The organism is Paenibacillus vietnamensis (assembly GCF_020169515.1).
Lineage (GTDB): Bacteria > Bacillota > Bacilli > Paenibacillales > Paenibacillaceae > Pristimantibacillus > Pristimantibacillus vietnamensis.
Map to the genome: position 1 here is coordinate 369,722 of NZ_JAHMHW010000003.1, position 24,398 is coordinate 394,119.

Below are 24,398 nucleotides of genomic sequence, written 5' to 3' on the forward strand. Positions count from 1 at the left end.
CGCTTACCCTCCGATCCGGTTCGCGTGGACGCCAAGCGCCTCGCGCTGCTTCACAACCAGCGCCGCAATGCCTTCTTCCCCTAGCGCCAGCAGTGAATTCAGCTCGTCGCGCGAAAAAGGAGCCTCCTCGCCCGTCCCTTGAACCTCCACGAACTTGCCGCTGCCGGTCATCACCACGTTCATATCGACCTTCGCCTTGGAGTCCTCTTCGTAATTCAGGTCAAGCATCGGCTTGTCCCCGATGACGCCTACGCTTACCGAAGCCAGAAAATCCGTGATCGGATACTTGGCGAATGCCGTTTTTTCCGCAATTTTATTGACGGCCAGCGTAAGCGCGATAAACGCCCCCGTGATGGAGGTCGTGCGCGTGCCGCCGTCGGCCTGGATGACGTCGCAATCCAGCGTAATCGTACGCTCGCCGAGCGCATGCAAGTCGACGACCGAACGCAGGGCGCGCCCGATCAGCCGCTGAATTTCCATCGTGCGTCCGCCCAGCTTGCCCTTGGCGGCCTCACGGATGTTGCGCGAATGGGTAGCGCGCGGAAGCATGGCGTATTCGGCCGTGACCCAGCCTTTTCCCTGTCCTTTCATGAAAGGAGGAACCCGCTCCTCCACGCTTGCGGTACAGAGCACCTTCGTGTCTCCGACCTCGATCAGAACCGAGCCCTCCGCATATTTGTTTACGCCTGTCGTTATCGTTACCGGCCGCAGCTGGTTGGTTTGACGACCGTCATTTCTCATGCCTGTTTTCCTCCTGAGCTTCTCGATATGCATGGCAAGGTAATCAGCCTGTCCATAAAACCTCTAATCACAATCTTACCCATTTTACCAAAGTCATCCTTGAATTGCATCCAAAGCCCGAAAAAAGCAAAAAAAGAAGGAGACGTTCGTCTCCCCCTTCGGAGCAGGCATGCCTGCTCGGCTGGCTTACGATTTAATCGCGTTCACGTGCGCCGGACGGCCTACAGGCTCGGTGTAGGAGTTGTCCTTGTCGTCAACGACGTTAGCTTCGCCGTTCAGCTTGATTTGCACCGTTGTCGCTCCGGTATTTTCCGTGACGGAAAGGACGAGAGCCTGCAGCATTTCCGAAGGCAGCTTCTGCCCTTCCTCATAAAATTCATCCTCGAGGTCAACCGTAACTACATCTCCCTCCTGGGCGATATTTTTCACGATCACATCGGGCAAAATAACGCTTGTCAACTCTTTCTGGTTAAGCGGACCGGCAATCAGCTGCTCCAAAGCCGCCTGAGCCGGCGAATCCGAACGGTTGACCAGCCGCGTAACCGGCACGTAATATTGCACGTCGTCTGCGGTCTGTGCAGAGAAATACAAGGTAACCGGCGTCGAACGGGAATAATTGACGCCTTCGGCGGTTTCGATATTAATGCCGACCGCCTTCCTTGTAAGCGGCTCGTCCAGCGGGTAGCCGTCCTCAGGCATTTCCGTCAGCTTGACGCCCTCGTGCCAAATTTCCACCTGCTCGATGCCCGGTACTGCCGTAAGGGTCCAGGTAATGGCTTCGACGATTTTGCGCTCGTCTTGTGCGCTATAGTTGGTGAAAGGCTCCGAGAAGTCGACGATCGCCAGCTTCTGTTCCTTGTCGTACGTATATTTTTTTATTTGCGTGCCCTGTGGAATCATCGCCCGGAAATCCTTCGGCAGCTGGTCCGCATACGAGCCGTTCTCGACCATCATCTCCAGCGCCTTTTGCGCCGCCTGCTCGTTCGCGCCAACCGTCGTCTGCAGGGAGATCGGAGCCAGATAGCCGTTATGGTCCTCCAGATAAACCGTCATATGCGTTCCTTGGCCCTGTACGTCAGCCTGTCCGGTTTCGGCGCCTTCCGTGCCGTCCTGGATCTCGACCTGCGGCGGATCGATCGACTGGCTTGTCTCTTGGGAGAACAGCCCGCAGCCCGCCGTAAAGATAGGCAATGCCAATACACCTGTAAGTAAAGCACCCCTAATCCATCTCTTTTGAACCATATTGTTCTTTCCTCCCTAATCTAGTTTTGCCTGGCGGCTTTGTACAACTCACTATTTGTAGTACTATGTATACGAGCCCTTCTTTGTTTTAGACCAGTTTTGTCCACAAAATCGCAAGGGGGTACATTCCATGACCGATCCAGAAGTTTACAGCCTGAACAGCCGCAAAGTGGCGGAAGCGACAGACGAATGGCTCATGAAACGCGGCGTAACGAAGTTGGCTATCGCCGAGCTTGTTCATTTTTTGCAAAAAGACTATTTCCCCGATCTGACTCCCGAAGATTGCATCGTGCATGTGGAGGCCGTTCTATCGAAGCGCGAGGTGCAAAATGCGGTGCTCACCGGCATCCAGCTCGATATTCTGGCCGAGGAGGGCAAGCTGCTGCAGCCCCTTCAGGATATGATCAAGCATGACGAAGGGCTGTACGGCTGCGACGAAATTTTGGCGCTTTCGATCGTGAACGTGTACGGCAGCATCGGATTTACGAATTTCGGTTACGTCGACAAGCTGAAGCCGGGCATTCTGGTTAAGCTCAACAGCAAGACGGACGGAGAAATCCATACGTTCCTCGACGATATCGTCGGCGCGATCGCCGCATCGGCGGCAAGCCGCATCGCCCATCGCAGGCAGGCGGAGCGCGAAGGCGTTACCCAGCCGCCGCTTGATTAACGAATAGCAGGAGGTTTCGGATGAATTACGAAATTTTTTACAAAGGCGCATTCGCTATGCTGAAGGTTAAGCTGAATCAAGGCGAAAGCGTGAAAGGGGAAATGGGCGCCATGGTATCCATGTCGCCCAGCATCGACCTGAAGGGCACGGTGGACGGCGGCATCATGCGCGGTCTTGGACGGATGCTCAGCGGGGAAACGTTCTTTTTCCAGGAAATGACGGCCGTGCGGGGGCAAGGGGAAATTCTCCTTGCTCCCCCTTCCCTCGGCGATATCGAGGCGATCGAGCTCGACGGTTCGTATAAGCTGTACGTTCAGAAGGACGGTTTTTTGGCAGGCACCAGCGGGATAGAGGTAAATACCAAAATGCAAAATCTCGGACGCGGGCTTTTGTCGGGGGAAGGCTTCTTCATCGTCGAAATCAGCGGCCGGGGCACCGTGTTCCTCTCCTCGTACGGCGCGATCCACGCGATAAATCTGGCGCCGGGCGAAGAGGTCACGATCGACAACGGGCATCTTGTCGCATGGCCGGGCTACATGCAGTACAGCATCGATAAAGCGTCGAAGGGCTGGCTCTCCAGCTTCACCAGCGGTGAAGGCCTGGTGTGCAAATTCCGCGGCGAAGGGGTTGTGCTCGTCCAGTCGCGCAATCCGGCCAGCTTCGGCAATTGGCTCAAAAAGTTTATCCCGGGCAGAAGCTGACCGGCTGTAAAAGCTCGCTGCGCTATAAGTTATTAATGAACTCATACTTATAAAATTGTTAAGTACAAAGGGCTGTTCACATCGGCGGTTTCGCCTGTGAACAGCCCTCTTCTCATTTGATGCCTTTCCTTAAAACTCCACGCGCACCCTTGTCCCCGACGCATCGGAATCGAAATGGATCGTCGCTCCGTGATGATCCGCTATGCTGCGGCATACGGCCAGACCCAATCCCGTTCCGTTGTCCTTCGTCGTATAGAAAGGGGTGAAAACCAGATCATGTGCTTCCTTTGGAATCCCGTGTCCCTGGTCGATCACCTCAAGGTTGACGAAGCCGTCTACCTTGCTCGTCCGAATCGTAAGCACGCCCCCTTTATTCATCGCTTGAATGGCATTGCGCGTCAGGTTCAGGAGCAGCTGGCGGATCTCTTTCTGGTCTACGAATATCGGCTTATCCGCCTGAAGATCGACGGCAACCTCAATCCCGTATACGGCGGCGTCGGCCTCCAGCAGAGGCAGCAGCTGCTCGATAATCTGGTTAAGCTGCAAATATTCCTTGCTGACGAAGCGCGTGCTCGCAAGCGACAAATATTCGGAAATAATGCCGTTGGCGCGGTCGAGCTCGCTGATCATCAGGGAAACGATTTCCTGCCGGGTCTGGAACGACTGGTTTTTGCCCATTAATTGCAGAAAACCTTTGATCGTCGTCATCGGGTTGCGCACCTCGTGCGCAATGCTGGCGGCCATCGAGCTGAGCAGATTGTATTTGTCCAGCAGAACTAAATTTTTCTCGGCTTTTCTGAGGTCTGTGACGTCGGTCGCAAACCCCAAAAAATACTCCTTATCGCCCATGCGGACCGGTTCGCCGGAAAACATGCCGCTCCCAAGCTCGCCGTTTGTCTTCAAGAAGCTCAGCTCGTGGTTTTTGAGCACCCTCTTCATCCGTACGACCTTCAAAATATCCTGCCCCAGCTTCGCCTGGTGTTCGCTGCTGACAGTGCACTGAAACTTATCGTTCGTATCGGTAACGGTCCCGTCGCTCATGTCGACGATGAAGTTCATCGTCGCATTCGTGTAAAAAGCACTCGCGAACCTCATATTCGATTCCTGCAAATGCTCCTGGGTTTTCGCCTGCTCCGTCACATTATGCCAGCTGTTCGCGAAGCCGTCGCCCATCTTATAATATTGAATGTCGTAAACGCCGGACATGGAAATATCGTTATAGATATAAGAACGTTTGAGAACGGTTTCCCCCGTCTCCGTCACGTGGCGGAAAATCGGGAACAGCTCGTCCACCGAGCCGGGAAACAGCTCGGACAGCCTGCTTCCGACCGCCTGCTCCTTCGTATAATGATTGGTCCGGCAGGAGGCTTCGTTGACGTATTCGATTCTGAAATCAACGATATTCCCGTCGTCGTCCCTGATTGCGGAATAATAGCCGAAGCAGTCGATCAATTGGTCCAGACAGTTGCGGTACCAGGTTTCCTGCTTGATCAGATTCGCCTCAAACTCCTGATGCTCGGTAACGTCGCGTCCGACAAAATAAAAATATTGCGAGTCTTTGCTCTTCGTCGCGTTCCACTGCGTCCAGGCATATTTCCCGTCCGGCATGCGGTAACGGAATTTGTAATCGGTGGCCTGTTCGCCGCCGAGAATCAAATCCGTCATCCTCCGGACATACTCGGCATCCCCGGGATGCACGTTATCGAGAAAATCATCGACGAGCACGTAATTTTTCTCCGGATCCAGCACTTTCTTGAATGCACTGTTGCTATCGATCACGTTGCCGCAGCGGTCCAGAATCACCATCATGTCAAAGGAGAGCTCGAATAAATTTTTGTAATGATCCATTCCCATTCCATCCATTCTGCCTGCGTATAATTTACCGATATACGCATCGTATCAGACAACGCAAGCGCCGGGCAATACTATTCCGCGCCGCGCGCTGCGAAGGCATCAGGAATGGCCGTTTAAAAAGGGCTTGTTCGGCAAGTAATGAAGGGACCTGACGAAACGGATCGTTTTGGTTTTGGCCCGCATGACGATGGAATGCGTCTCGGCACGCTCGTCCGGGAAATATTGTACCCCGCCGAGAAATTCGCCCGGCGTAACGCCGGTGGCCGCAAAATATACGTCACCGTCGCCGATCATGTCCTCCATCGTCAGCACGCGGTAAGGATCCTCGATTCCCATTTGAACGCAGCGTTTGTATTCATTGCCGTCCGCCGGCATTAAGCGGGCCTGCAGCTCCCCGCCCAGACATTTCAACGCCGCTGCCGCAAGCACGCCCTCCGGCGCCCCGCCCGAGCCGACGTACAAATCGATGCCCGCCTCTGGAAATGCGGGAGCCATAGCCCCTGCTACGTCACCGTCCGACAGAAACTTGATGCGGACGCCGACTTTGCGGAGCACCTTGATGGTCGTTTCATGCCTCGTGCGGTCAAGAATCATGACGGTCAAATCCGAAACCTTCTTATTTAATGCATCCGCCGCTTTGCGGAGCGTCACGTCGATCGGATCGGTAATGCTGAGCTTTCCTGCCAGCGCCGGTCCGCAAGCAAGCTTCTCCATGTACATGTCCGGAGCATGCAGCAGCTGTCCCTTGCCCGCTACGGCAATAACAGACATAGCGTTGTTCAAGCCTTTGGCTACGATCTCCGTCCCTTCGAGCGGGTCGACCGCAACGTCCACCTCAGGCCCGTTCAGGCTGCCTACTTCCTCTCCGATATAAAGCATAGGCGCTTCGTCCATCTCGCCTTCGCCGATGACGACAATACCGCGGATCGACACCGAATCGAACATCGCCCTCATCGCCGAGGTCGCCGCCCCGTCCGCGCTGTTCTTATCGCCTCTTCCCATCCAAGGTGCGGATGCAAGTGCCGCCAATTCCGTTACACGTACGAGTTCCAGTGCCAGTTCTCTCTCCATGATTCTATCTCCCTTATGATCGATTGTGACGGAATATGTACAAAGCGATATGCCGCCGTATTCCTTTATTTAATATGTATCATAAATATAATTATGACGCAATAAATATTGCGTAAATTTCATTAAATACTCATAATCGTGGTCTTATAACGACTGAGAAAGCGGTACAGGCATATAATAAATGGATTGGATGTATCTAATTCCTCCGTTTCCGGTCATTCTGGCTATATAGGTGGATTTCGTGTATTTAAATTTGCCGGAAACGAGGGATTCACCAAAAAGTCCAAAGTTAGCTGTAGAAAATCCAGTTATTATGCGCGGTTCCATCATGCATCTCATATTAACTGGAGGTTTTACAGTTATGCTCGAAGGATCGGGCTGAGACATGATCAACGGGGCCTGACTGTCATCATTATCATCCGAAGGAATCAAAAGGCCCGTCGGATGGAATCCATCCGACGGGCCTTTTGATTCCTTTTAGGTTCTACCGGTCGTGCAATAAACGATGACGCCGCCTTCGTCCTTTCGGCGCAGAAGCCCGCGGCGCTCCAAGTAGACGAGATGCGCCAGCGTTTCCGACATCGCGAACCGGAGATTATGGGCATTGCCGCGCAGGCTTTCCCCGAATAGAGCTTCGCACATTCCGAAAGCCGTGCGCGGCTTTTCTTCGATCAGCTCGCGCATGCGCTCAAGCCTGCGGGCGTGATGCTGGCGAAGCTCGTCAATCCGCCCGGCAAAATCGGGAAACGGATCGCGATGACCCGGCAAGGCAAGGTGAACGTCGTAGCCTCTCAGGTGCTCAAGGCTCGCAAGAAACGAAGCGAGCGGGTCCTCCTCCTCGCCCGGAACGATGCTCACGTTCGGCGTAATGCGCGGCAGCACCTGGTCGCCGCACAGCATCCACCGCCGTTCCCGGCTGTAGAAGCACAGCTGGCCGGACGCATGACCGGGAGCATCGATCAGCTGCCACAGCACGCCGCCGATCGCCATCGTATCCCCCGGCGCGATATAGCTTACTTCCGGCTGCGGCGATACTTTGGCCACAAAGCTGCCGAGATGCTCCCCTACGGCCTCTATCAGGTAACCGGGCATGCCATGACTCGAATAGAGCGACATGAGCTCACGGGCAAAGGCGTCCCCGTCCTTCCATAACCGCTGAGTATAGGCATGCGACTCCCTTGTCATATAGACCGGCGCTCCGCTGAGCTTCTGCAAGTAACCGGACAAGCCGTAATGGTCCGGATGCTGATGCGTCAGGATGATGCGAGAAATATCCTTCCAAGCGATGCCCTCTCGCTCGAGAACGGCTTCCCACGTCCGGACCGCTTCGTCCGTCCGCAGCCCCGGGTCGATGACGGTGTACCCTTTCTCTTCAGGAATGAGGTAGCTGTTCACCCATCTGAGCGAGAACGGCAGCGGCACCTTGATTCGCATCCATCCGTGCTCCAGCCGGTCCGCTTCCTCCGCTCTCAGCTCCGCCCGGCTCTGCCCCCGTTTCAGGTTCTTCATCTTATACCGCCTTCCCTGCCATGATCATCCGCGGCGATGCGGCCTCGTCGTACGCAGAGCCGTCATAATTCCCGTAAAGCTGCTCCAGTACGAGTCCGCAATCCTCCAGATGCCGTTTGAACCATTCCAGCCCGAACAGCCTGACTCGCTCCAAATAAGCCCGGGTACGCTCCAGTCCCTCGGGATGCGAAATCGTAATTTCTTTCTGAACCCATCCGTCCACAATGGACCGCTTCTCTTCGATCCGCAGTCCGGTTTCCGGATCCGTCCGCTCGGACGACGGCACCAGACTCCGCTCAACGTAACCGGGATTCAGGAAATCGATGAGGAACGAGCCTCCTTCGCGCAGCACGGCCCGTATCCGCTTCAGCACTTTAACGTTATCCTCCTCCGGGGAGAAGTAACCGAAGGAGGTGAACAAATTGACCGTAGCGTCAAAGCTTCCGCCCGGAAACGGCAGCTCCCGCATATCTCCTTCCACGAATTTCACTTTGCCGTGAACGTCGTGCCTTCTGGCCTCCTCCAGCAATATCCCTGACAAATCGATGCCGGTCACATCGTAGCCAAAGCTTGCCAAGGCAAGCGCATGCCTGCCCATGCCGCAGCCGATATCCAGCACTCTCGCCCGCTGCGGCAGCTGCAGCCACTCGATCATTCGGCGCGCTTCGTTGTTCGCCTCCTGCCAGTTCCTATGTTTGTACACCAGCATATAATCATTGCCGAAGCTCTGTTCGTACCACGCTTTCATCCAGGTGTTCTCCTTCATCTATAAAGCATTCATATGTATGACGACATGATCCCTTTATTGTACTTGAATTAACCGATGCTCGCAAAACGGAATTCACCCGGCATACTTTATGGTTTTACGTGCAAACTATGGAAAATCTTCCAAACATAAGGGAGAGGGATTAACGACGAGAAGAAAGGGGGATGCAGCTTGCTGGAACGGATTCGCCTGCTGTTTGCCGAAGCTGTCGATTTGAAAATGGAAACGCTGGCGAACAGCGAGATGACAATCGAAATCGCGTATATCGCCCCTCTATGCGAAGAGAAAAAAGTGAACGACTTTATTATCGTCCCGTTTACGAAGGAGGAGTACTCGTTCCGCAAGCAGCTTGGCATCAACCCGGATTATCGGCTCGTGGAAGATCCGGCCTACTGGCAGGAGCTGCTCTTGAGAGGGCATATTCTGATTAAGGCTGCGGATCATATTTATTCCTTCGACGCGGCGCGCGTCATCAGCGTCGAGAATCCCCAGACGCAGGTCGAGAGCGCAATTCAAGGGCCGCAGCTGGCGCTGAGCGAGGATATCCGGATATCGCTGAACCTCGTCCGCAGCATGTATCCCTCGCCCGACTTGTCCGTAGAGGAGCATACGATCGGCTCCTTGTCCAAGACGCCCATTATGACGGTGTACGATCAGCGCCGCGTCGACCCGACCGTGCTGGACAACGTCCGCAAGAAGCTGACGACGATCAACGTCGAAATGGTGCATGCGGCCGGCGAGCTGGAGAAGCTGCTGGTCGGCAAGCGGAAGCATTTGTTCCCGACCGCGCTGATTACCGAGCGGCCGGACCGCATTACGCGCGCCATAGCCCGCGGGAAAATCATCGTCCTTATAAAAGGAAATATGTTCGCCATTATTTTGCCTGCCACCTTCTTCGATTTCATGCAAGCCGTAGAGGACAGCTATGATTCCTATTGGATGACGAGATTTCTTGTTTTTCTCAGATACGCTTCCATTTTGCTGACGATAACGCTTCCGGCCTTTTATATTTCCGTCGTCTCGTACAATCCGGAGCTGTTCCGGGTGCAGCTGGCCTTCTCGATCGCGGGAAGCCGCTCTGCCGTTCCGTACCCTTCCTTCGTGGAAGTATTCATCATGCTGTTTATGATCGAGACGCTTGTTGAGGCCAGTATCCGGCTGCCTCGTTACATCGGCTCCACGGCTACGACGGTCGGAGGCCTCATCCTTGGGCAGGCCGCCCAGCAGGCTGGGCTCGTCAGCAGCATTATGATTATCGTGACCTCGGTCGTGGCGATCTCGAATTTCGTCATTCCCGTCAATTCATTGTCGTTTGCCGTCCGGTTTTTGAAATATCCGCTCATTCTGATCTCCATCTTCTTCGGAATATCGGGTGTAGCCATCGGCATGTTTATTTACATTACGTATCTATGCAATCTGCGCAGCTTCGGCAAGCCTTATTTCCGTTTCTTCGGCAAGCTGCGGCACCTTGAGGGGGATGTCGGGCAGGTGAAGCTGAAATGAACCGTTACGTCTTCTACAACTTCATCCTTGTAAGCTTCATCAATCTGATGCTGTACGTGCCGCATATTCTGATCCAATACCGGTACACGGGCGCCGTCTCGTCCATTGCGGCAGGCTCGGTGATCGGCACGGTCCTTTTGTATTTGTATACAAGCGCTTTGGCTCGTTATCCCGGCAAAGGGCTGCCCGAAATTTTAAAAATTCACTTCCCCGGATGGCCTGCAACGGTATTGACGCTGTTTTTCGCGATCATGTGGTGGTTTGCCACTACGGTTGTCGTCGTCGCTTACGCGATACTGATCAACCGTTTTTTCAATCCGGACGTCAACACGACGGTCATCCTGCTTACGCTCGTTCTGGCCTGCGGTTATGCGGCCACCCGCTCGACCTTGACCGTCATGTTCGTCATTGAGATCGGCGTTATCATTAACGCTCCGATCATTATGTTCATCTTGTTCAAGGCGGTGCGAAGCCCCCAATTGAATTGGGATGCGATCCGGGTCGTCGCCAATTACATAACCGCGATGCCGTCGATTACCGCTTTGGCTGCCGCTTCGTTCGTCTTTACCGGATATATCAATCTGTCGTTGTTTAACAGGCTTTTCCCGCCGAACTTCCGCTTTAAGTTCCGATGGGTCTACCCGACCTTCGGCCTCGCCATATTGCTGGTTACGTTTTTTGTGCCGATCGGATTTCACGGAACGGAAACGGTGAACCGGTATATTTACATTTGGAGCGTGACGGCGGATTCCCTGCTCATGCAATACGGCTTCATCGAACGGGTGCTGTTCCTGTTCCTGATCGTATTTTTGAATCTGACTCTCGTCTATACGATGTCCGGCTGTCATCAGGCGATGGAATTCATTAAGAGCTGCCTTCCCGGAGAAAAAGCGGAAATCGACAGTCCCGAAACGCCGGTCTCGAACTATGTGATCGTTTCCTGCTTCGCGCTGCTGACGATGATATTCCAGCTGCTCACGAACGAAAAGCTCAACATGCAGATCACATCCTATTGGCTCGTCCTGCGGATGTTCATCGAATTTTTCAGTGTCATCGGAATTTTTATTTTAAGCCGAAGGAGGTCCCGTGCCGTATGAATCGGCTGCCTCGAATGACGCTGCTGCTGCTCCTTGTCGCCTTGCTCGGGGGCTGCGGCTTCAAAGACATCGACAAACGTTTTTTTGTCGTCGCTTTGGGGATCGACCTGACCGACAATGAAAAAAAGCCTTACCGCATCACCCTGCAGCTGGCCGTCCCTTCTCCGAAAATCGAACCCGGCGCTTCCATGCATCAGATCGAGACGATCGACGCCGAAAGCATTTCCGAAGGAGTACGGATGCTGAAGGCGTATGTGGACAAGGAGCTGGACTTCGGGCACTGCAAAGTATTCCTGCTTGGCGAGAAGCTTGCCCGCAGCGGCTACGAGGACGTGCTTCAGTTTATGTCGCGCAGAAGGGATATCCAAAGCGTGGCCGATATTGCGATCGGCAGGCCGGATGCGGAAAGCCTGCTTAAGATTAAGCCGGTTTCTGAGCGGTACCCGGGCAACACCCTCTTCCTCAGCTTCGGCTCCGACGGGACGGAATCGTCTTACACCTACGTGGAATCGTTGTCCGACTTCTCCAGGAGAGCCGGCGAAGAAGGGCTGGACCCGATCCTGCCCGTCGTCATGAAGGACAAAAAGGACAGCTTTATCATGAACCGTACCGCCTTGCTGAACAAAAAGAAGGTAAAGCTTATTCTGTCGCCTTCGGAGTCGCAGCTTTTTAATCAAATCGCATCGGATTTCGTCAAATCCTCGATGCACGGCAATTTTGAAGGCATGCCGCTCGTCGTCTCGATTACGGAAATCCATTCCCGATACCGCTTTGTCAAGCTTGAAGGCGACGAATGCCTCGAAAGGTCAAAATGGGAGTTGTGTTCGAGGAAGCGCCGCATGGCCTGTTCGAGCAGGAGTGGACGAACGTCGAGAAGCAGCTGAGCGAGTCCTATTCCAAATCGGCGGAAGCGCTGCTGCGCAAAATCCGGAAGGCCGGCGTCGATCCGCTGGGCTTCGGCCTCCGTTACCGCGCGACCCATCCGGGGAGCGGCGCCTGGAAGGAGTGGCAGTCGATTTATCGCGACATCAAGTTCATTGTAAAGGCCGACATTAAAATCGAAGGCACGGGGCTCATAAAATAAAAAAACAGGCTCATCCCTTAGGGATGAGCCTTCGTGTCCCGCGAAGCTCGCCGATCGTGCCCGCTCCGATGCCGAACATTGCCGCTTTCAATTCGTATTCAATCCGTTCGAACTGCTGCAGGAGCAGCTCCTGTGAAAGCTGGCTGCTCCCCCCGGCCGCCTGCGGCAGCAGCACACGCCCGAAGCCGGCCAGATCGGCGCCGAGCGCAATCGCTTTGGCGGCATCGACGCCGCTCCTCAGCCCGCCGCTTGCAATAATCGTCGCCTCGGGGAGCCGCTGCCTGATTTCGAGCACGCTTTCCGCCGTCGGTATTCCCCAATCGGCGAAGGCTTCGGCCGCCTGCTTACGGAGCTGGTCCCCGGTACGGAATTTCTCCACCTGGCTCCAGGAGGTGCCTCCCGCACCCGCTGCATCGATGAACGCTACTCCGGCCTCATGCAGCGCGGCTGCGGTATCGGCATCGATGCCCCAGCCGACCTCCTTCACGCCAACCGGCACCTCAAGCGCACGGCACACCTTACCGATCGCTGCCAGCAGCCCGCGGAAATCGGTATCGCCTTCCGGCTGGAAAATTTCCTGCATGCTGTTCATATGAAGCACGAGCGCATCCGCCTCGGCGATATGGACGGCTCTGCGGCACAAATCCGCCCCGAAGCCGTAATTCAGCTGAACGGCGCCCAGGTTTGCGATGACCGGTACAGTCGGCGCGTCCTTTCGCACAGCAAACGATGCCGCCAGCTGCTCGTTTTCAATCGCGGCGCGCATCGAGCCAAGCCCGATCGCCCACCCGCGCTCCTCGGCCGCCGCCGCCAAACGGCGGTTGATCGCTCCCGCCTCGTCCGTGCCTCCGGTCATCGAGCTGACGAGCAGCGGAGCGCCCATTCTTTTGCCCAGCCATTCGGTATCCAGCCTGATTTCCTGGAAGGAAAGCTCCGGGAGCGCGTTATGCTTAAACCGGTATCGCTCCAAGCCGGTTTCGATGCCTACGCCGCCTACCTGCTCCTGCAGGCAGATCCGGATGTGCTCTCCTTTGCGTTTCGCAGTAGCGTCCCGCTGTTCTATTGTCATGCGTACTCCTCCCGTGCGTGAACGCTCTTTATCGTAATGGCGCTTCATCGCGCCTTGTAACGTCTATTTACAAGAATAGCACAAAATGCGGATTGATGCTCCCGGCATCCCAAAAGGATAACCTGCGCGGCCGGCGTTCCATTCCAATTCGCGGCAAGTATCTTGATTGTACTTTTATTTATATTGATCTTTTCAATCATTTATTTGATCTTAACAATCAAAATTATTGTTAAATATACAGAAATGATTTAAACTGTACCTAAAGAATCAATGAGGAGGCCGGAAGATGGACATTAAAATTTTTGATCATCAGCAGGACCTGGATACTTATGCGGCGGAGCTTTTTGTCCGTCTCGTTAACGAAAAGCCGGAAGCAGTGCTCGGACTCGCAACGGGATCGACACCGATAGGGATTTATGACAAAATAATAGAGCTGCATCGGCAGCAAGACGTGAGCTTTCAAGCTGTCACGACCTTCAATCTTGACGAGTATGTCGGAGTAAGTCCGGATAACGAGCAAAGCTACGCGTATTATATGCAAAAAAACCTGTTCTCCCATATCGATATCCCTGCCGGGAACACGCATTTGCCCGATGGCATGGCCGAGAATATCGATGCGGAATGCGCCAGATACGAGGAGCAGCTTCAGGCCCAGCCTGTCGATATGCAGCTGCTCGGCCTCGGGCACAACGGCCATATCGGCTTTAACGAGCCGGATGTCCATTTATCCGGGGGCACGCATGCCGTGAAGCTGTCGAAGGAAACTCGCGAAGCCAATGCCCGCTTCTTCGCGTCTCTGGAGGAGGTTCCGCGCTATGCGGTGACGATGGGGGTAGGCTCCATTTTAAAAGCGAAAACGGTGGTGCTGGCGGTTAGAGGCGCCGACAAGGCCAAAATTGTAAAGGATGCGCTGACCGGCCCGATTACAACCGAAGTGCCTGCATCTCTGCTGCAGACGCACGCGAATGTAGTCGTTCTGCTGGATCGCGAGGCGGGAAGGATGTTGGATTAATTGACTGTGAACTCGGCAGGTACGCTTATACATCATGTCAATATCGTATTGGAAGACCGGATCGTATTCGGCAGCGTTCGGACGGCGAACGGTAAAATCACGGAAATTTTCGAGGCGGATCAGCCGGCCGGGCCCCCGGATTCTACCGAGGTTGTAGACGGTGACGGGGGCTGGCTGCTGCCCGGCTTTATCGATATGCATGTGCACGGCGGCTTTGGGGCGGATTTCATGGACGCCGGACGCGAAAGCTTCGATGCGATCACGAAATTTCACGCGGCGCACGGCACGACCGGCATGCTGGCGACAACGATGACGGCCTCCAAGGAAGCGATCGAGGCCGTGCTGCATGCGGTTGCGGAATACCGGGCCGGGGAAATGCCCTATGCCGACTTGTACGGCGTTCATTTGGAAGGGCCTTTTATTAGCGAGAAGTGGATCGGCGCCCAAAATCCGGCTTATATTATGGACCCCCAGCTTGAATGGATGAAACAGTGGACGGAGCGGTATCCCGGCCTCATTCGCCAGCTCACCCTCGCGCCGGAGAAAGACGGAGCGCTGGAGACGATTCTATGGCTCAAAGAGCGGGAAATCGTGACCGCATGCGGACATACCGATGCCTTGTACGAGGAAATAACGGCAGCCGCAGATGCGGGGCTTTCCCAAGCGGTCCATACGTATAACGCGATGCGGGGGCTGCATCATCGCGAGCCCGGCACGCTTGGCGCGGTATTGACAGACGGGCGCATCAGCGCCGAGCTCATCGCCGACGGCCTGCATGTCCATCCCGCGGCGATCCGGCTGCTGCTTGCCGCCAAGTCCCGGGATAAAGTCATCCTCATTACGGATGCGATGGCGGCGGCGGGCATGCCGGATGGCGACTATTCGCTGGGCGGCCTTGCGGTCGTCGTCAGAAACGGAGAAGCGCGACTGAAGGACGGCGGCGCCCTTGCAGGAAGCTGCCTGACGATGATCGCGGCGGTCCGTTACCTGCTGAAGCATACGGAGCTCAGCTTGACGGATATAAGCCGTCTGGCAAGCGGGAATGCGGCGCGCCAGCTCGGCATCGGCGACCGTACCGGCTCGATTGCAAGAGGCAAGTACGCGGATCTCGTCTTGCTCGATAAGGACCATGCCGTGATACGAACCTGGGCGAAGGGGCGTACCGTGTTTGCGGCAACATAGAAACGGATCGTATATGTAGATAAAAACGAGGAGCTGTCCGGAAGGATTTTCGGACAGCTCCTCACTTTTTACGAAAAGCTACTTGAAATTGGTGCACTTCAGTTCTCAGTTGCAGTTCCGTTCGTAAGAAATGGATTTTCTCCAGTTATTTTCACTGCTTTTGCTCAAATTTACGTTTTAGCTGGATTTCGTGTAGTTAAATCCGTCTAAATTTCGAATTTTGCCGCAAAGTCGGAAAGTAACTGTAGAGAATCCCGTTATTTCTCTTCCTATCGCTGATTGCCCTAAATAACCTCAAAAAATCCAGTTATTCCAACGTTCGGACGACAAACTAATCCGTCACATAAACCGAAATGCCGTGCTGCTCCACTTGAGCCGCAAGCTCCGGTGACAGCGGCATATCCGTTATGATTCCGCGCAGCTCGGATAGAGCAGCTGTAGAGAATAACGACGTTTTCCCCGTCTTCGTATGGTCAAATACGGCATAGGCCTCCTGCGAGCGCTTAATGAGCGCTTTGCAGATTTGCGCCTCCTGCTCGGAATAGATCGTAATGCCGCCATCGACGGAAATGCCGTCAACTCCGAAAAACATTTTGCCGATATGAAGATGAGACACTGTCCCTTCTCCCAGCGGTCCGCAAAGCTCAAAGCTGTTATGGCGCATAATGCCGCCGGTGACGACGACCTGCACCTGGCTTCCCGCCAGCTCCATCGCAATGTTCACCGCATTGGTGACGACCGTAATGCCTTTGCGCGTTTTCAGCTGCTTGGCAATGAGGAAGTTTGTCGTCCCCCCGGACAGCCCGATGACATCGCCTTCTTCGATCAACGAAGCGGCCAGCGCGGCGATCCGTTCCTTCTCCAAAATCGATAAACCCGCTTTTTCCTCAAAGGGCAGATCGCGTACCGTATGCATGCCGTCGTACATGGCACCGCCAATCGTCCGAATGACCGGATATTCCGACTCCAGCTGCTCCAGGTCCCGGCGCGCCGTCGCTTCCGAGCAGCCGAACTTCTCGACCATCTCGCTGATCGTAATCCGTCCCTGCTGCTTCAGCAGCTGCAGCAAGGCTTCGCGGCGGCGCTGTCCCTTGGAACCGTTCGCATCCGCCATTATTAACGCTCCACCCACGCTTTGGAGGACAAGCGCTGCTCCACCACGTTCCACTCCGGCAGCGCTTCCCAGTCGCCGCGCATTTGCACGACAAGCGAGCCGTTAATGCTGGCCAGACGGACCGCCTCGATCGGCGTCATCCCCTTCATGATTCCCGCAAGGAAACCTGCGCAGAAGCCGTCGCCCGCTCCAACCGTGTCGACCACCTGCTCCGCCGGATAGAACGGCAGGCTTTCCTCCACGCCTTTATTCAGCACGACCGTCGTATCGCCCACGCCTTTGATGATGCTGATCGCTTTCAGCTCATTCAGCTTGCCTTTAATCGTCTCGTAATCGTCCGTATCGTAGAGGAGCTTAAGCTCGTCCCACCCCGGCAGAAAATAATCCGCATCCGCGGCAAGAGGTAGCAGCGCTTCGCGTGCTTCCTCGATCGACCACAGCTTCAGCCGCAAATTCGGATCGAAGCTGACGAGCACGCCGGCCTCCTTCGCGATGTCGACCGCACGTCTCAGCGTTCGGCGGCAATCCTCGCTGAGCGCCGCCGTGATACCGGTTACATGAAGCAGCTTGGCGCCGCGGATGTAATCCTCATCCAGCTGATCGGGCGTCATGCGGCTGGCAGCGGAATGCTTCCTGAAGTAATGAACGGCCATTTTACCCGCTACAAACTCACGGAACATCATTCCCGTCGGCGCATCCGAACGGGTTTTCGCGCGGGAAATGTCAACGCCCTCCCCGCGCAGCGTTTTCAAAATGATTTTACCGAACGGATCGTCGCCCAGCGCGCCGAACCAGCCGACGGAAGAGCCGAGTCTGGCCAATCCGATCGCGACATTGCTCTCCGCTCCCCCGAAGCTTTGCTCCAGCGTCGCGGCGCGCTCGATCGCTTTATAGTTCTCCGGCATAAACAAAGCCATTGATTCGCCGAACGTAATTATTTGCGGTGATGATTCATGCATAACGTAGTCCCCCTACAGCGTTATAAATGATTCTAATGATCAGCAAAGATAGGAAACTTCATGAAATAAAGGATCACGACGTAAAGCAGCAAAATGATAAAGCTCATCACGCGGGCTTTGCTAATATGGGCCGTTGCGCTTTTGCCTTCCTCGATCGAGGAAACGACTCGCTTCAAAGGCTTCGTGATGATGCCGCCCAGCGCCGCAATGGCAAGGAACAGCACAAGGATGATGATCATCCACACCAGCTTGTAATCGGCCTGCGAGATCATGTAGCCGCCGGTCAGCAGCTGCAGGATCAGAAAATATTGCGCGATCCGGTTTGCGGATACCAATCCGTCCGCCAATCCGCCCTGTCCCAAGCCGGCGAGATTCGAGGCCCGTCCGATCATGAACGGAAGCACGACATAGAAGCCCATGCCAACCGCGCCAAGCACGTGCAAAAATAACATTGCTTCAAACATTTCCATTCCTCCTGTTTTCGTAAAGCGTAAAAAAACCATTGTTTTCTATAAACGCGCATTACAAATAGTTTATCAGAAATCGGGCTATTTTCAAATGACAGCGGTGGCTATCCTGTGACACGCTCCAAGGATAACCCGCAACATCGCCGGCTTCTTATGAGCTTTTAAAACCGTATTTGCTGATCACACCGTGTATCGCGAAAAAGGATACGTCTTCGGGAAGCTCATCCTTGATCGGCCTCAGCTTTTCTGTGCCCACCTTCTCGATCGCGGCGACGATCAGCGCTTCCTGGTCCGCGGGGATGATCCGGCTGAAATCGATGTCGAGCCCTTCGTCGGCGCAGCGGATTAAATGCCCCTCGACCGTGACCCTGCTTAATCCGCGTTCTTTCGCAATATCGCCCGGCTCCTGCCCGGCTTGAAACAGCTCCAGCGTCGTCACATGACTCGGCTGCTCCTCGCCGGACGCCCGGCTTCCGCCGCTCCGGTTTGGTGCCGTCTGTTTTGGCGGAAAGTCCGAACCAAGAGGCAATCCCTCTCCAATGAACGACTGAATGATGGCAATCAGCTCGCCGCCGTACTTGTCCGCCTTCGCCGCGCCTATCCCTTTCACCGCAAGCAGCTCTTCCGTCGTTTGCGGCTGCACGTTGGCAATTTCGCGAATCGTCGCGTCAAAAAACAGCATGAACGGCGGAACGCCTTCCGCGGCCGCCTTCTCCTTTCGCCACTGTCTGAGCGCCTCAAATAGAGGCGTAGACGCCGCGTTGTCGCTGGCGGACGATTGGCGGACCGTCGCCCGAACGCGCTGCATGATCATTTCCCGGCCTTCCAGAACGGGCAGCGCATTGGCCGTAAGCGATACGACCGGATACTGGCCTTCGCTTAATCTCAAATACCCTTCCGAAACCAGCCAGTAAAGCCAGTCCGCGATCTCCTTTTCAGGCAAATGCTTCATCAGCCCGTAGGTCGACAAGCGGTCCAGGCCGAACTCCAGCAGGCGCTTGTCGCGCGAGCCCTTCAGCACCTTGGCCACCATCGTAACGCCGAAGCGCCCTTTCATCCGGCCGACGCAGGAAAGCGCCATCTTCGCCTCGTCCGTCCGGTTCACCGGCTCGCTCTTATCCAGGCAGCTGCTGCATTTGCCGCAGGCCGCCACGCCGGTTTCTCCGAAATAATCGACGATAAACTGCTGCAGGCAGCGCTGCGTGCGACTGTAATTCATCATCATATGAAGCTTCGAAAGCTGAATGGCTTTGCGGTCCGCGTCGCCTGCTCCCTGCTCGATCAGGAAACGCTGCACCTGCATATCGGCAGGCTCGAACAGCAGCACGCATTCGCTCTCCTCGCCGTCCCTTCCCGCACGTCCGGCTTCCTGGTAATAGGATTCGATATCCCCCGTCATCTGCCAGTGCAGCACGTAACGGACGTTCGGCTTGTCGATCCCCATGCCGAATGCGTTTGTCGCGACCATGACGCGAATGTCGTCAAAGCGAAACCGCTCCTGCGTCTCCGCCCGTTCGGCGTCGGACAAGCCGCCATGGTATTTGCCTGCCTGAACGCCGCTTCTGCTCAGCAGCTCATAGACGTTCTCGACCTCCTTGCGGGTCGCGGCGTAGACGATGCCTGACTGCTCTTTGCGATCCGCCACAAACCTCTCGAGAAAGCTTTTTTTCTGGGCTCCGGTCACGACGGACAGGGACAAGTTCGGTCTTGCAAAGCCCGTGACATATACGCCCGGATCGCGAAGCTTTAGCATTTCGCTTATATCGCGGGCAACTTCATTCGTAGCGGTAGCCGTAAACGCAGCAACCAGCGGACGATTCGCCATTCTGGCGATCCAGCCGGCCAGCTGCCGGTAGCTCGGACGGAAATCGTGACCCCACTGGGACACGCAATGCGCTTCGTCAATCGCGATGAGCGGAATCGCCAGCTGCTCCGACAGCGTCTGGAACATCGGCGCATCGAGCCGCTCCGGCGCAACGTAGAGCAGCTTGTACTCCCCCTGCAGCGAGCTTCGTACAACTTCGCGGTATTCCGCCGCGCCAAGCGAGCTGTTCAGAAATGCCGCCGGGACGCCAACCCGGCGCAGCGCGTCAACCTGATCCTTCATCAGCGATATAAGCGGCGAAATGACCAGCGAGGTGCCCGGCAGCAGCATCGAAGGGATCTGGTAGCAGATGGACTTCCCCCCGCCCGTCGGCAAAATAGCGAGCGTATCGCGTCCGTTCAATATTCCCGCGATTATCTCTTCCTGCCCTTTGCGGAACGAATCATAGCCGTATACCCGTTTCAGCGCTTCCCTCGCTTGTTCGATCATGCTGGACCCCTCCTCTTTTCGTTTATGAATGCAAAGGACCCTGGCAGTGTACTGTCAGGGTCCTCCCGAACGCATTTTGCGTCTTTTTTTTGTTACGATTGATTAGCCGGATTTTACGATTTGAATCACGTTACGCACCGATTGAGCGGATTTATCAAGCGCCGCCTTCTCGTCGGCCGTCAGCTCCAGCTCAAGCACTTTCTCGATGCCGTCGCCGCCGATAATCGCCGGAACGCCCATGAACAGGCTGTCGTAGCCGTATTCGCCTTCGAGAAGAGCGATAACCGGAAGAATGCGTTTCTTGTCCTTCAGAATCGCTTCGGTCATTTGAACGAGCGAAGCTGCAGGAGCGTAGTACGCGCTGCCGTTGCCGAGCAAGTTCACGATTTCACCGCCGCCTACGCGGGCACGCTGAACGATCGCTTCGATGCGGTCAGCCGGGATCAGCTTCTCGATCGGAATGCCGCCGGCGTTGGAATAACGCACGAGCGGTACCATGTCGTCGCCGTGTCCGCCGAGCACAAAGCCGCGCACATCTTCGACGGATACGTTCAGCTCTTGGGCGATGAACGTGCAGTAGCGCGCCGTGTCAAGAACGCCGGATTGGCCGATTACGCGATTTTTAGGGAAGCCGAGCGTTTCGTATGCCGCATAAGTCATCGCGTCAACCGGGTTGCTCAGGATAATGACATAAGCGTCAGGGCTGGTCGCTTTCACATTTTCGCAAACGGATTTCACGATTCCAGCATTTGTGTTCACGAGATCGTCGCGGCTCATGCCCGGCTTGCGGGCGACGCCTGCCGTAATAATAACGACGTCGGAATCTTTGGTGTCGTCATAGTTGGAAGTGCCGATGATGCTTGTGTCGACCCCGAGCACCGGAGTCGCTTCCAGCATATCCAGCGCTTTCCCTTTCGTCGGGTTTTCCAGCGGCGCAATATCAACGAGCACAACGTCGCCAAGCTCCTTCTGCGCAAGCATAAGTGCAGTGGTAGCTCCCGTGAAGCCCGCTCCTACTACCGTAATCTTTTTACGTTTGATCGCCATTATAAAATGCCTCCCAATCGTTTCGTTTATGGTCAAAAATCCGCTTCGCTTCCCCTATAAACGCATGACACCCGCCGCTTACGCGCAGTCCCGTCTCCCTATCGTCTCCAGCACTCAATCGTTCGAACTACATATTTTTGATGATCTCGTCAGCAAAAGCGGAGCATTTCACTTCAGTCGCGCCTTCCATCAGACGGGCGAAGTCGTAAGTAACCGTTTTGTTGTTGATCGAAGTTTCCATGCCTTTGTAGATCAGGTCAGCCGCTTCCTGCCAGCCAAGGTGCTCAAGCATCATAACGCCGGAAAGGATAACGGAGCCCGGGTTTACAACGTCTTTGTCCGCATATTTCGGAGCCGTGCCGTGAGTCGCTTCGAAAATAGCGTGGCCAGTCAAGTAATTGATGTTAGCGCCTGGAGCGATACCGATACCGCCGACTTGAGCAGCAAGAGCGTCGGACAGGTAGTCGCCGTTCAGGTTCAGCGTTGCGATCACGTCGAAATCGGTAGGGCGAGTCAGAACCTGCTGAAGAGCGATGTCGGCGATTGCGTCCTTCACGACGATTTTGCCGGCAGCTTCCGCTTCCGCTTGCGCTTTGTTCGCAGCGTCAACGCCTTCTGCTTCTTTGATGCGGTCGTATTGGCCCCAAGTGAACGTTTGCTCGGCAAACTCTTGCTCAGCCACTTCGTAGCCCCAGTTTTTGAACGCGCCTTCCGTGAATTTCATGATGTTGCCTTTGTGAACCAAAGTAACGGATTTGCGGCCGTGCTTGATTGCATATTCGATTGCCGCGCGAGCCAGACGCTGCGAGCCTTCTTTGGATACCGGCTTGATGCCGATGCCGGAAGTTTCAGGGAAACGGATTTTGTTAACGCCCATTTCGTTTTGCAGGAACGCGATAACCTTCTTCACGCCCTCGGAGCCTTCTTGGTACTCGATGCCGGCATAGATGTCTTCCGTGTTCTCACGGAAAATAACCATGTCAACAAGCTCAGGACGTTTAACCGGGGAAGGAACGCCGTCGAAGTAACGAACAGGGCGAAGGCAAGTGTACAGGTCAAGCTCTTGGCGAAGTGCAACGTTCAGGGAACGGATGCCGCCGCCGATTGGAGTTGTCAAAGGGCCTTTGATCGCCACGATGTATTCGCGGATTGCAGTAAGCGTATCGGCCGGAAGCCATTCGCCGTATTCGTTAAATGCTTTTTCGCCGGCGAATACTTCGTACCAAGCGATTTTTTTGCTGCCGCTGTAAGCTTTCTCTACCGCTGCGTCCAACACGCGTTTCGAAGCTTTCCAGATGTCGCGGCCTGTGCCGTCGCCTTCGATGAATGGGATGATCGGGTTGTTAGGAACCTGAAGAGTACCGTTGTCGATTGTGATTTGCTCGCCTTCAGTCGGAAGCGCGAATTTTTCGAACTGTGCCATGAATGAAATCCTCCTTGAATATGTACTTGCAGTGCAAGCATCGTTAGTTTAAAGAATAAGGGTGTATCTCCTTAAAAAGGAGAACGAACGGCAAGTTCGCTCCCTCTTTATTGCGGCATAAATGCGGTTTAGCGCTGCTCGATCGGAACGTATTTCGCGTTGACCGGACCGACATAATCGGCGCGAGGGCGGATCAGGCGGTTATCCTGGTACTGCTCCAGAATGTGCGCGCTCCAGCCGGATACGCGGCTGATCGCAAAGATCGGAGTAAACAGGTCGCGCGGAATTTCGAGCGTCGTGTATACGGAAGCGGAATAGAAGTCTACGTTTGGCTTCAAGCCTTTTTGACCCGTTACCAGCTCCTCGATCTTGACGGACATTTCGTAAAGCTCCATGTTGCCGGTCAGCTTGCCCAGCTCGCGGGACATTTTTTGAAGATGCTTCGCGCGCGGGTCGCCGTTTTTGTAGACGCGGTGACCGAAGCCCATAATTTTTTGCTTGTTTGCCAAAGCGTTGCTGATGTAGCTTTCCACGTTAGCGGTCGAGCCGATTTCTTCCAGCATAACCATAACCGCTTCGTTCGCGCCGCCGTGAAGAGGACCCTTCAGAGCGCCGATAGCCGAAGTAACGCCGGAGTAAATATCGGACAAGGTAGCAACCGTAACGCGTGCAGCGAACGTCGAAGCATTCAGTTCGTGATCCGCATGAAGCACAAGCGCTTGGTCGAGAGCTTTGACTGCAACCTCGGCCGGCTCATTGCCGGTCAGCATGTAAAGGAAGTTGTAAGCGATGGATACGCCTTGCTTCGGAGCTACAGGCTCTTTGCCTTCGCGGATACGAGCAAAAGCCGCAACGATTGTTGGAAGCTGGGCTTGCAGCTTAATCGCTTTCAGCTGGTTCGCTTCCGGGGACATATCGTTTGCGGACGCATCGTACAGTGCCAAGCTGGAAACCGCCGTGCGGAGCGCAGCCATGGAATTCGTTTTTTGCGGATAAAGCTTGATTTGTTCGATAACCTCTTGCGGCAAGGCCGCGTATTGATCCAATTGCTTTTGGAGGCGGTCCAGCTCCGAGCGGTTAGGAAGCTTGCCGTACCAGAGCAGGTAAGCAACCTCTTCAAATGTAGCGTTTGCTGCCAGGTCGTCAATGTCAATTCCGCGGTAAGTCAAAACTCCGTCTATGATCGAGCTGATAGACGACGCCGCAGCGACGATTCCTTCAAGACCTTTAGTTGCTGTCATCGTTCTCTCTCCTTTAACTGGGGTATAGTTAACAGAATAGGGATTTCAGAATTTGTACCATCGCTCTTAATCATAGCTGATTTTGGCAATGAAGTGAACAAATAGGGACATAAAAATGCTTTATCGCTATCATTAATATTTTTTTCGACTCGAATTTTCGCTTCTGGTGTCGGAAGCTCCTGCTGCATTTTTCCCTATTTGCGCCAATTTTAGCCGCGGAATAAAACATTTTTCCTGGACTGAATATAATGGTAAAATGTCCAAAAGACTTGCCGGGCGAATTTCCGCATGGCTCACTCATGAACAGCAATTCACGTCAAATTTGTCGCATC

General features: G+C 54.8%; 22 protein-coding genes. 8 read left to right on the top strand and 14 right to left on the bottom strand.

The window, feature by feature from the left end:
- Positions 1 to 3: 3 nt before the first annotated feature.
- Together rph and KP806_RS09700 are read right to left on the bottom strand one after the other, a co-directional pair.
- Complete coding sequence (gene rph / locus KP806_RS09695) at positions 4 to 741, bottom strand: ribonuclease PH (protein WP_224723379.1); 738 nt, start codon at positions 739 to 741, stop codon at positions 4 to 6.
- 186 nt (positions 742 to 927) lie between these two features.
- The gene (locus tag KP806_RS09700) at positions 928 to 1,983 is read right to left on the bottom strand and encodes a GerMN domain-containing protein (protein ID WP_224723380.1); all 1,056 of its coding nucleotides are present in this window, start codon (positions 1,981 to 1,983) and stop codon (positions 928 to 930) included.
- 130 nt (positions 1,984 to 2,113) lie between these two features.
- On the opposite strand from KP806_RS09700, the gene KP806_RS09705 reads away from it, so the two are divergent.
- Together KP806_RS09705 and KP806_RS09710 are read left to right on the top strand one after the other, a co-directional pair.
- Positions 2,114 to 2,653, top strand: a complete 540-nt coding sequence (locus KP806_RS09705; RefSeq protein WP_224723381.1) for a phosphatidylglycerophosphatase A family protein — start codon at positions 2,114 to 2,116, stop codon at positions 2,651 to 2,653.
- A gap of 20 nt (positions 2,654 to 2,673) precedes the next feature.
- A complete protein-coding gene (locus KP806_RS09710; RefSeq protein WP_224723382.1) occupies positions 2,674 to 3,354 on the top strand; it encodes a TIGR00266 family protein in 681 nt (226 codons plus the stop codon).
- Positions 3,355 to 3,483: 129 nt separating this feature from the next.
- Here KP806_RS09710 and KP806_RS09715 read toward each other — a convergent pair whose 3' ends face one another.
- The 4 genes from KP806_RS09715 to KP806_RS09730 form a co-directional block, all read right to left on the bottom strand.
- Positions 3,484 to 5,202 carry an ATP-binding protein gene (locus KP806_RS09715; RefSeq protein ID WP_224723383.1) on the bottom strand — a complete coding sequence of 573 codons (1,719 nt, stop codon included), beginning with the start codon at positions 5,200 to 5,202 and terminating at the stop codon, positions 3,484 to 3,486.
- Between the two features lie 105 nt (positions 5,203 to 5,307).
- Positions 5,308 to 6,279, bottom strand: coding sequence for a class II fructose-bisphosphatase (gene glpX, locus KP806_RS09720; protein ID WP_224723384.1), 972 nt, complete (start codon positions 6,277 to 6,279; stop codon positions 5,308 to 5,310).
- A 477-nt stretch (positions 6,280 to 6,756) separates the two neighbouring features.
- Positions 6,757 to 7,788 carry an MBL fold metallo-hydrolase gene (locus KP806_RS09725; protein ID WP_224723385.1) on the bottom strand — a complete coding sequence of 344 codons (1,032 nt, stop codon included), beginning with the start codon at positions 7,786 to 7,788 and terminating at the stop codon, positions 6,757 to 6,759.
- Between the two features lies 1 nt (position 7,789).
- Complete coding sequence (locus tag KP806_RS09730) at positions 7,790 to 8,536, bottom strand: class I SAM-dependent methyltransferase (RefSeq protein ID WP_224723386.1); 747 nt, start codon at positions 8,534 to 8,536, stop codon at positions 7,790 to 7,792.
- Positions 8,537 to 8,725: 189 nt separating this feature from the next.
- Here KP806_RS09730 and KP806_RS09735 point away from each other — a divergent pair, with 189 nt between their 5' ends.
- The 4 genes from KP806_RS09735 to KP806_RS09750 are packed head-to-tail and all read left to right on the top strand — an operon-like array spanning position 8,726 to position 12,238.
- On the top strand, positions 8,726 to 10,057 hold the full coding sequence (locus KP806_RS09735; protein ID WP_224723387.1) for a spore germination protein: 1,332 nt from the start codon (positions 8,726 to 8,728) through the stop codon (positions 10,055 to 10,057).
- Positions 10,054 to 11,154 (top strand): GerAB/ArcD/ProY family transporter, encoded by a 1,101-nt coding sequence (locus KP806_RS09740; RefSeq protein WP_224723388.1) that lies wholly within the window; start codon positions 10,054 to 10,056, stop codon positions 11,152 to 11,154. The genes KP806_RS09735 and KP806_RS09740 overlap by 4 nt, the downstream gene beginning before the upstream one ends.
- On the top strand, positions 11,151 to 12,038 hold the full coding sequence (locus KP806_RS09745) for a Ger(x)C family spore germination protein (RefSeq protein WP_224723389.1): 888 nt from the start codon (positions 11,151 to 11,153) through the stop codon (positions 12,036 to 12,038). Before KP806_RS09740 ends, KP806_RS09745 begins: the two co-directional genes overlap by 4 nt.
- The gene (locus KP806_RS09750) at positions 11,966 to 12,238 is read left to right on the top strand and encodes a Ger(x)C family spore germination C-terminal domain-containing protein (RefSeq protein ID WP_224723390.1); all 273 of its coding nucleotides are present in this window, start codon (positions 11,966 to 11,968) and stop codon (positions 12,236 to 12,238) included. The genes KP806_RS09745 and KP806_RS09750 overlap by 73 nt, the downstream gene beginning before the upstream one ends.
- A 10-nt stretch (positions 12,239 to 12,248) precedes the next feature.
- On the opposite strand, the gene fni is transcribed toward KP806_RS09750, so the two are convergent.
- Complete coding sequence (fni, locus tag KP806_RS09755; protein WP_224723391.1) at positions 12,249 to 13,307, bottom strand: type 2 isopentenyl-diphosphate Delta-isomerase; 1,059 nt, start codon at positions 13,305 to 13,307, stop codon at positions 12,249 to 12,251.
- A 286-nt stretch (positions 13,308 to 13,593) separates the two neighbouring features.
- On the opposite strand from fni, the gene nagB reads away from it, so the two are divergent.
- Complete coding sequence (gene nagB, locus KP806_RS09760; protein WP_224723392.1) at positions 13,594 to 14,319, top strand: glucosamine-6-phosphate deaminase; 726 nt, start codon at positions 13,594 to 13,596, stop codon at positions 14,317 to 14,319.
- A 6-nt stretch (positions 14,320 to 14,325) separates the two neighbouring features.
- Positions 14,326 to 15,501, top strand: a complete 1,176-nt coding sequence (nagA, locus tag KP806_RS09765; protein ID WP_318153561.1) for an N-acetylglucosamine-6-phosphate deacetylase — start codon at positions 14,326 to 14,328, stop codon at positions 15,499 to 15,501.
- A gap of 331 nt (positions 15,502 to 15,832) precedes the next feature.
- Here nagA and KP806_RS09770 read toward each other — a convergent pair whose 3' ends face one another.
- The 7 genes from KP806_RS09770 to citZ form a co-directional block, all read right to left on the bottom strand.
- The gene (locus KP806_RS09770) at positions 15,833 to 16,615 is read right to left on the bottom strand and encodes a DeoR/GlpR family DNA-binding transcription regulator (protein WP_224723394.1); all 783 of its coding nucleotides are present in this window, start codon (positions 16,613 to 16,615) and stop codon (positions 15,833 to 15,835) included.
- Positions 16,616 to 16,617: 2 nt separating this feature from the next.
- A complete protein-coding gene (locus KP806_RS09775; protein ID WP_224723395.1) occupies positions 16,618 to 17,574 on the bottom strand; it encodes a sugar kinase in 957 nt (318 codons plus the stop codon).
- Positions 17,575 to 17,606: 32 nt separating this feature from the next.
- Positions 17,607 to 18,038 (bottom strand): hypothetical protein, encoded by a 432-nt coding sequence (locus KP806_RS09780; protein ID WP_224723396.1) that lies wholly within the window; start codon positions 18,036 to 18,038, stop codon positions 17,607 to 17,609.
- 154 nt (positions 18,039 to 18,192) lie between these two features.
- Positions 18,193 to 20,355 (bottom strand): DNA helicase RecQ, encoded by a 2,163-nt coding sequence (gene recQ / locus KP806_RS09785; RefSeq protein WP_224723397.1) that lies wholly within the window; start codon positions 20,353 to 20,355, stop codon positions 18,193 to 18,195.
- A gap of 102 nt (positions 20,356 to 20,457) precedes the next feature.
- Entirely contained in the window at positions 20,458 to 21,402 is a 945-nt protein-coding gene (gene mdh, locus KP806_RS09790; protein ID WP_224723398.1) for a malate dehydrogenase, read from the bottom strand.
- Between the two features lie 127 nt (positions 21,403 to 21,529).
- Positions 21,530 to 22,825 (bottom strand): NADP-dependent isocitrate dehydrogenase, encoded by a 1,296-nt coding sequence (icd, locus tag KP806_RS09795; protein WP_224723399.1) that lies wholly within the window; start codon positions 22,823 to 22,825, stop codon positions 21,530 to 21,532.
- A gap of 128 nt (positions 22,826 to 22,953) precedes the next feature.
- The gene (gene citZ, locus KP806_RS09800) at positions 22,954 to 24,066 is read right to left on the bottom strand and encodes a citrate synthase (RefSeq protein ID WP_224723400.1); all 1,113 of its coding nucleotides are present in this window, start codon (positions 24,064 to 24,066) and stop codon (positions 22,954 to 22,956) included.
- Positions 24,067 to 24,398 lie beyond the last annotated feature (332 nt).

Bases quoted from the DNA above. Each gene is read 5' to 3' on its own strand.
- rph (WP_224723379.1), bottom strand. From the start codon at position 741: ATGAGAAATGACGGTCGTCAAACCAACCAGCTGCGGCCGGTAACGATA.
- KP806_RS09700 (WP_224723380.1), bottom strand. From the start codon at position 1,983: ATGGTTCAAAAGAGATGGATTAGGGGTGCTTTACTTACAGGTGTATTG.
- KP806_RS09705 (WP_224723381.1), top strand. From the start codon at position 2,114: ATGACCGATCCAGAAGTTTACAGCCTGAACAGCCGCAAAGTGGCGGAA.
- KP806_RS09710 (WP_224723382.1), top strand. From the start codon at position 2,674: ATGAATTACGAAATTTTTTACAAAGGCGCATTCGCTATGCTGAAGGTT.
- KP806_RS09715 (WP_224723383.1), bottom strand. From the start codon at position 5,202: ATGGATCATTACAAAAATTTATTCGAGCTCTCCTTTGACATGATGGTG.
- glpX (WP_224723384.1), bottom strand. From the start codon at position 6,279: ATGGAGAGAGAACTGGCACTGGAACTCGTACGTGTAACGGAATTGGCG.
- KP806_RS09725 (WP_224723385.1), bottom strand. From the start codon at position 7,788: ATGAAGAACCTGAAACGGGGGCAGAGCCGGGCGGAGCTGAGAGCGGAG.
- KP806_RS09730 (WP_224723386.1), bottom strand. From the start codon at position 8,536: ATGAAAGCGTGGTACGAACAGAGCTTCGGCAATGATTATATGCTGGTG.
- KP806_RS09740 (WP_224723388.1), top strand. From the start codon at position 10,054: ATGAACCGTTACGTCTTCTACAACTTCATCCTTGTAAGCTTCATCAAT.
- KP806_RS09745 (WP_224723389.1), top strand. From the start codon at position 11,151: ATGAATCGGCTGCCTCGAATGACGCTGCTGCTGCTCCTTGTCGCCTTG.
- KP806_RS09750 (WP_224723390.1), top strand. From the start codon at position 11,966: ATGGGAGTTGTGTTCGAGGAAGCGCCGCATGGCCTGTTCGAGCAGGAG.
- fni (WP_224723391.1), bottom strand. From the start codon at position 13,307: ATGACAATAGAACAGCGGGACGCTACTGCGAAACGCAAAGGAGAGCAC.
- nagB (WP_224723392.1), top strand. From the start codon at position 13,594: ATGGACATTAAAATTTTTGATCATCAGCAGGACCTGGATACTTATGCG.
- KP806_RS09770 (WP_224723394.1), bottom strand. From the start codon at position 16,615: ATGGCGGATGCGAACGGTTCCAAGGGACAGCGCCGCCGCGAAGCCTTG.
- KP806_RS09775 (WP_224723395.1), bottom strand. From the start codon at position 17,574: ATGCATGAATCATCACCGCAAATAATTACGTTCGGCGAATCAATGGCT.
- KP806_RS09780 (WP_224723396.1), bottom strand. From the start codon at position 18,038: ATGTTTGAAGCAATGTTATTTTTGCACGTGCTTGGCGCGGTTGGCATG.
- recQ (WP_224723397.1), bottom strand. From the start codon at position 20,355: ATGATCGAACAAGCGAGGGAAGCGCTGAAACGGGTATACGGCTATGAT.
- mdh (WP_224723398.1), bottom strand. From the start codon at position 21,402: ATGGCGATCAAACGTAAAAAGATTACGGTAGTAGGAGCGGGCTTCACG.
- icd (WP_224723399.1), bottom strand. From the start codon at position 22,825: ATGGCACAGTTCGAAAAATTCGCGCTTCCGACTGAAGGCGAGCAAATC.
- citZ (WP_224723400.1), bottom strand. From the start codon at position 24,066: ATGACAGCAACTAAAGGTCTTGAAGGAATCGTCGCTGCGGCGTCGTCT.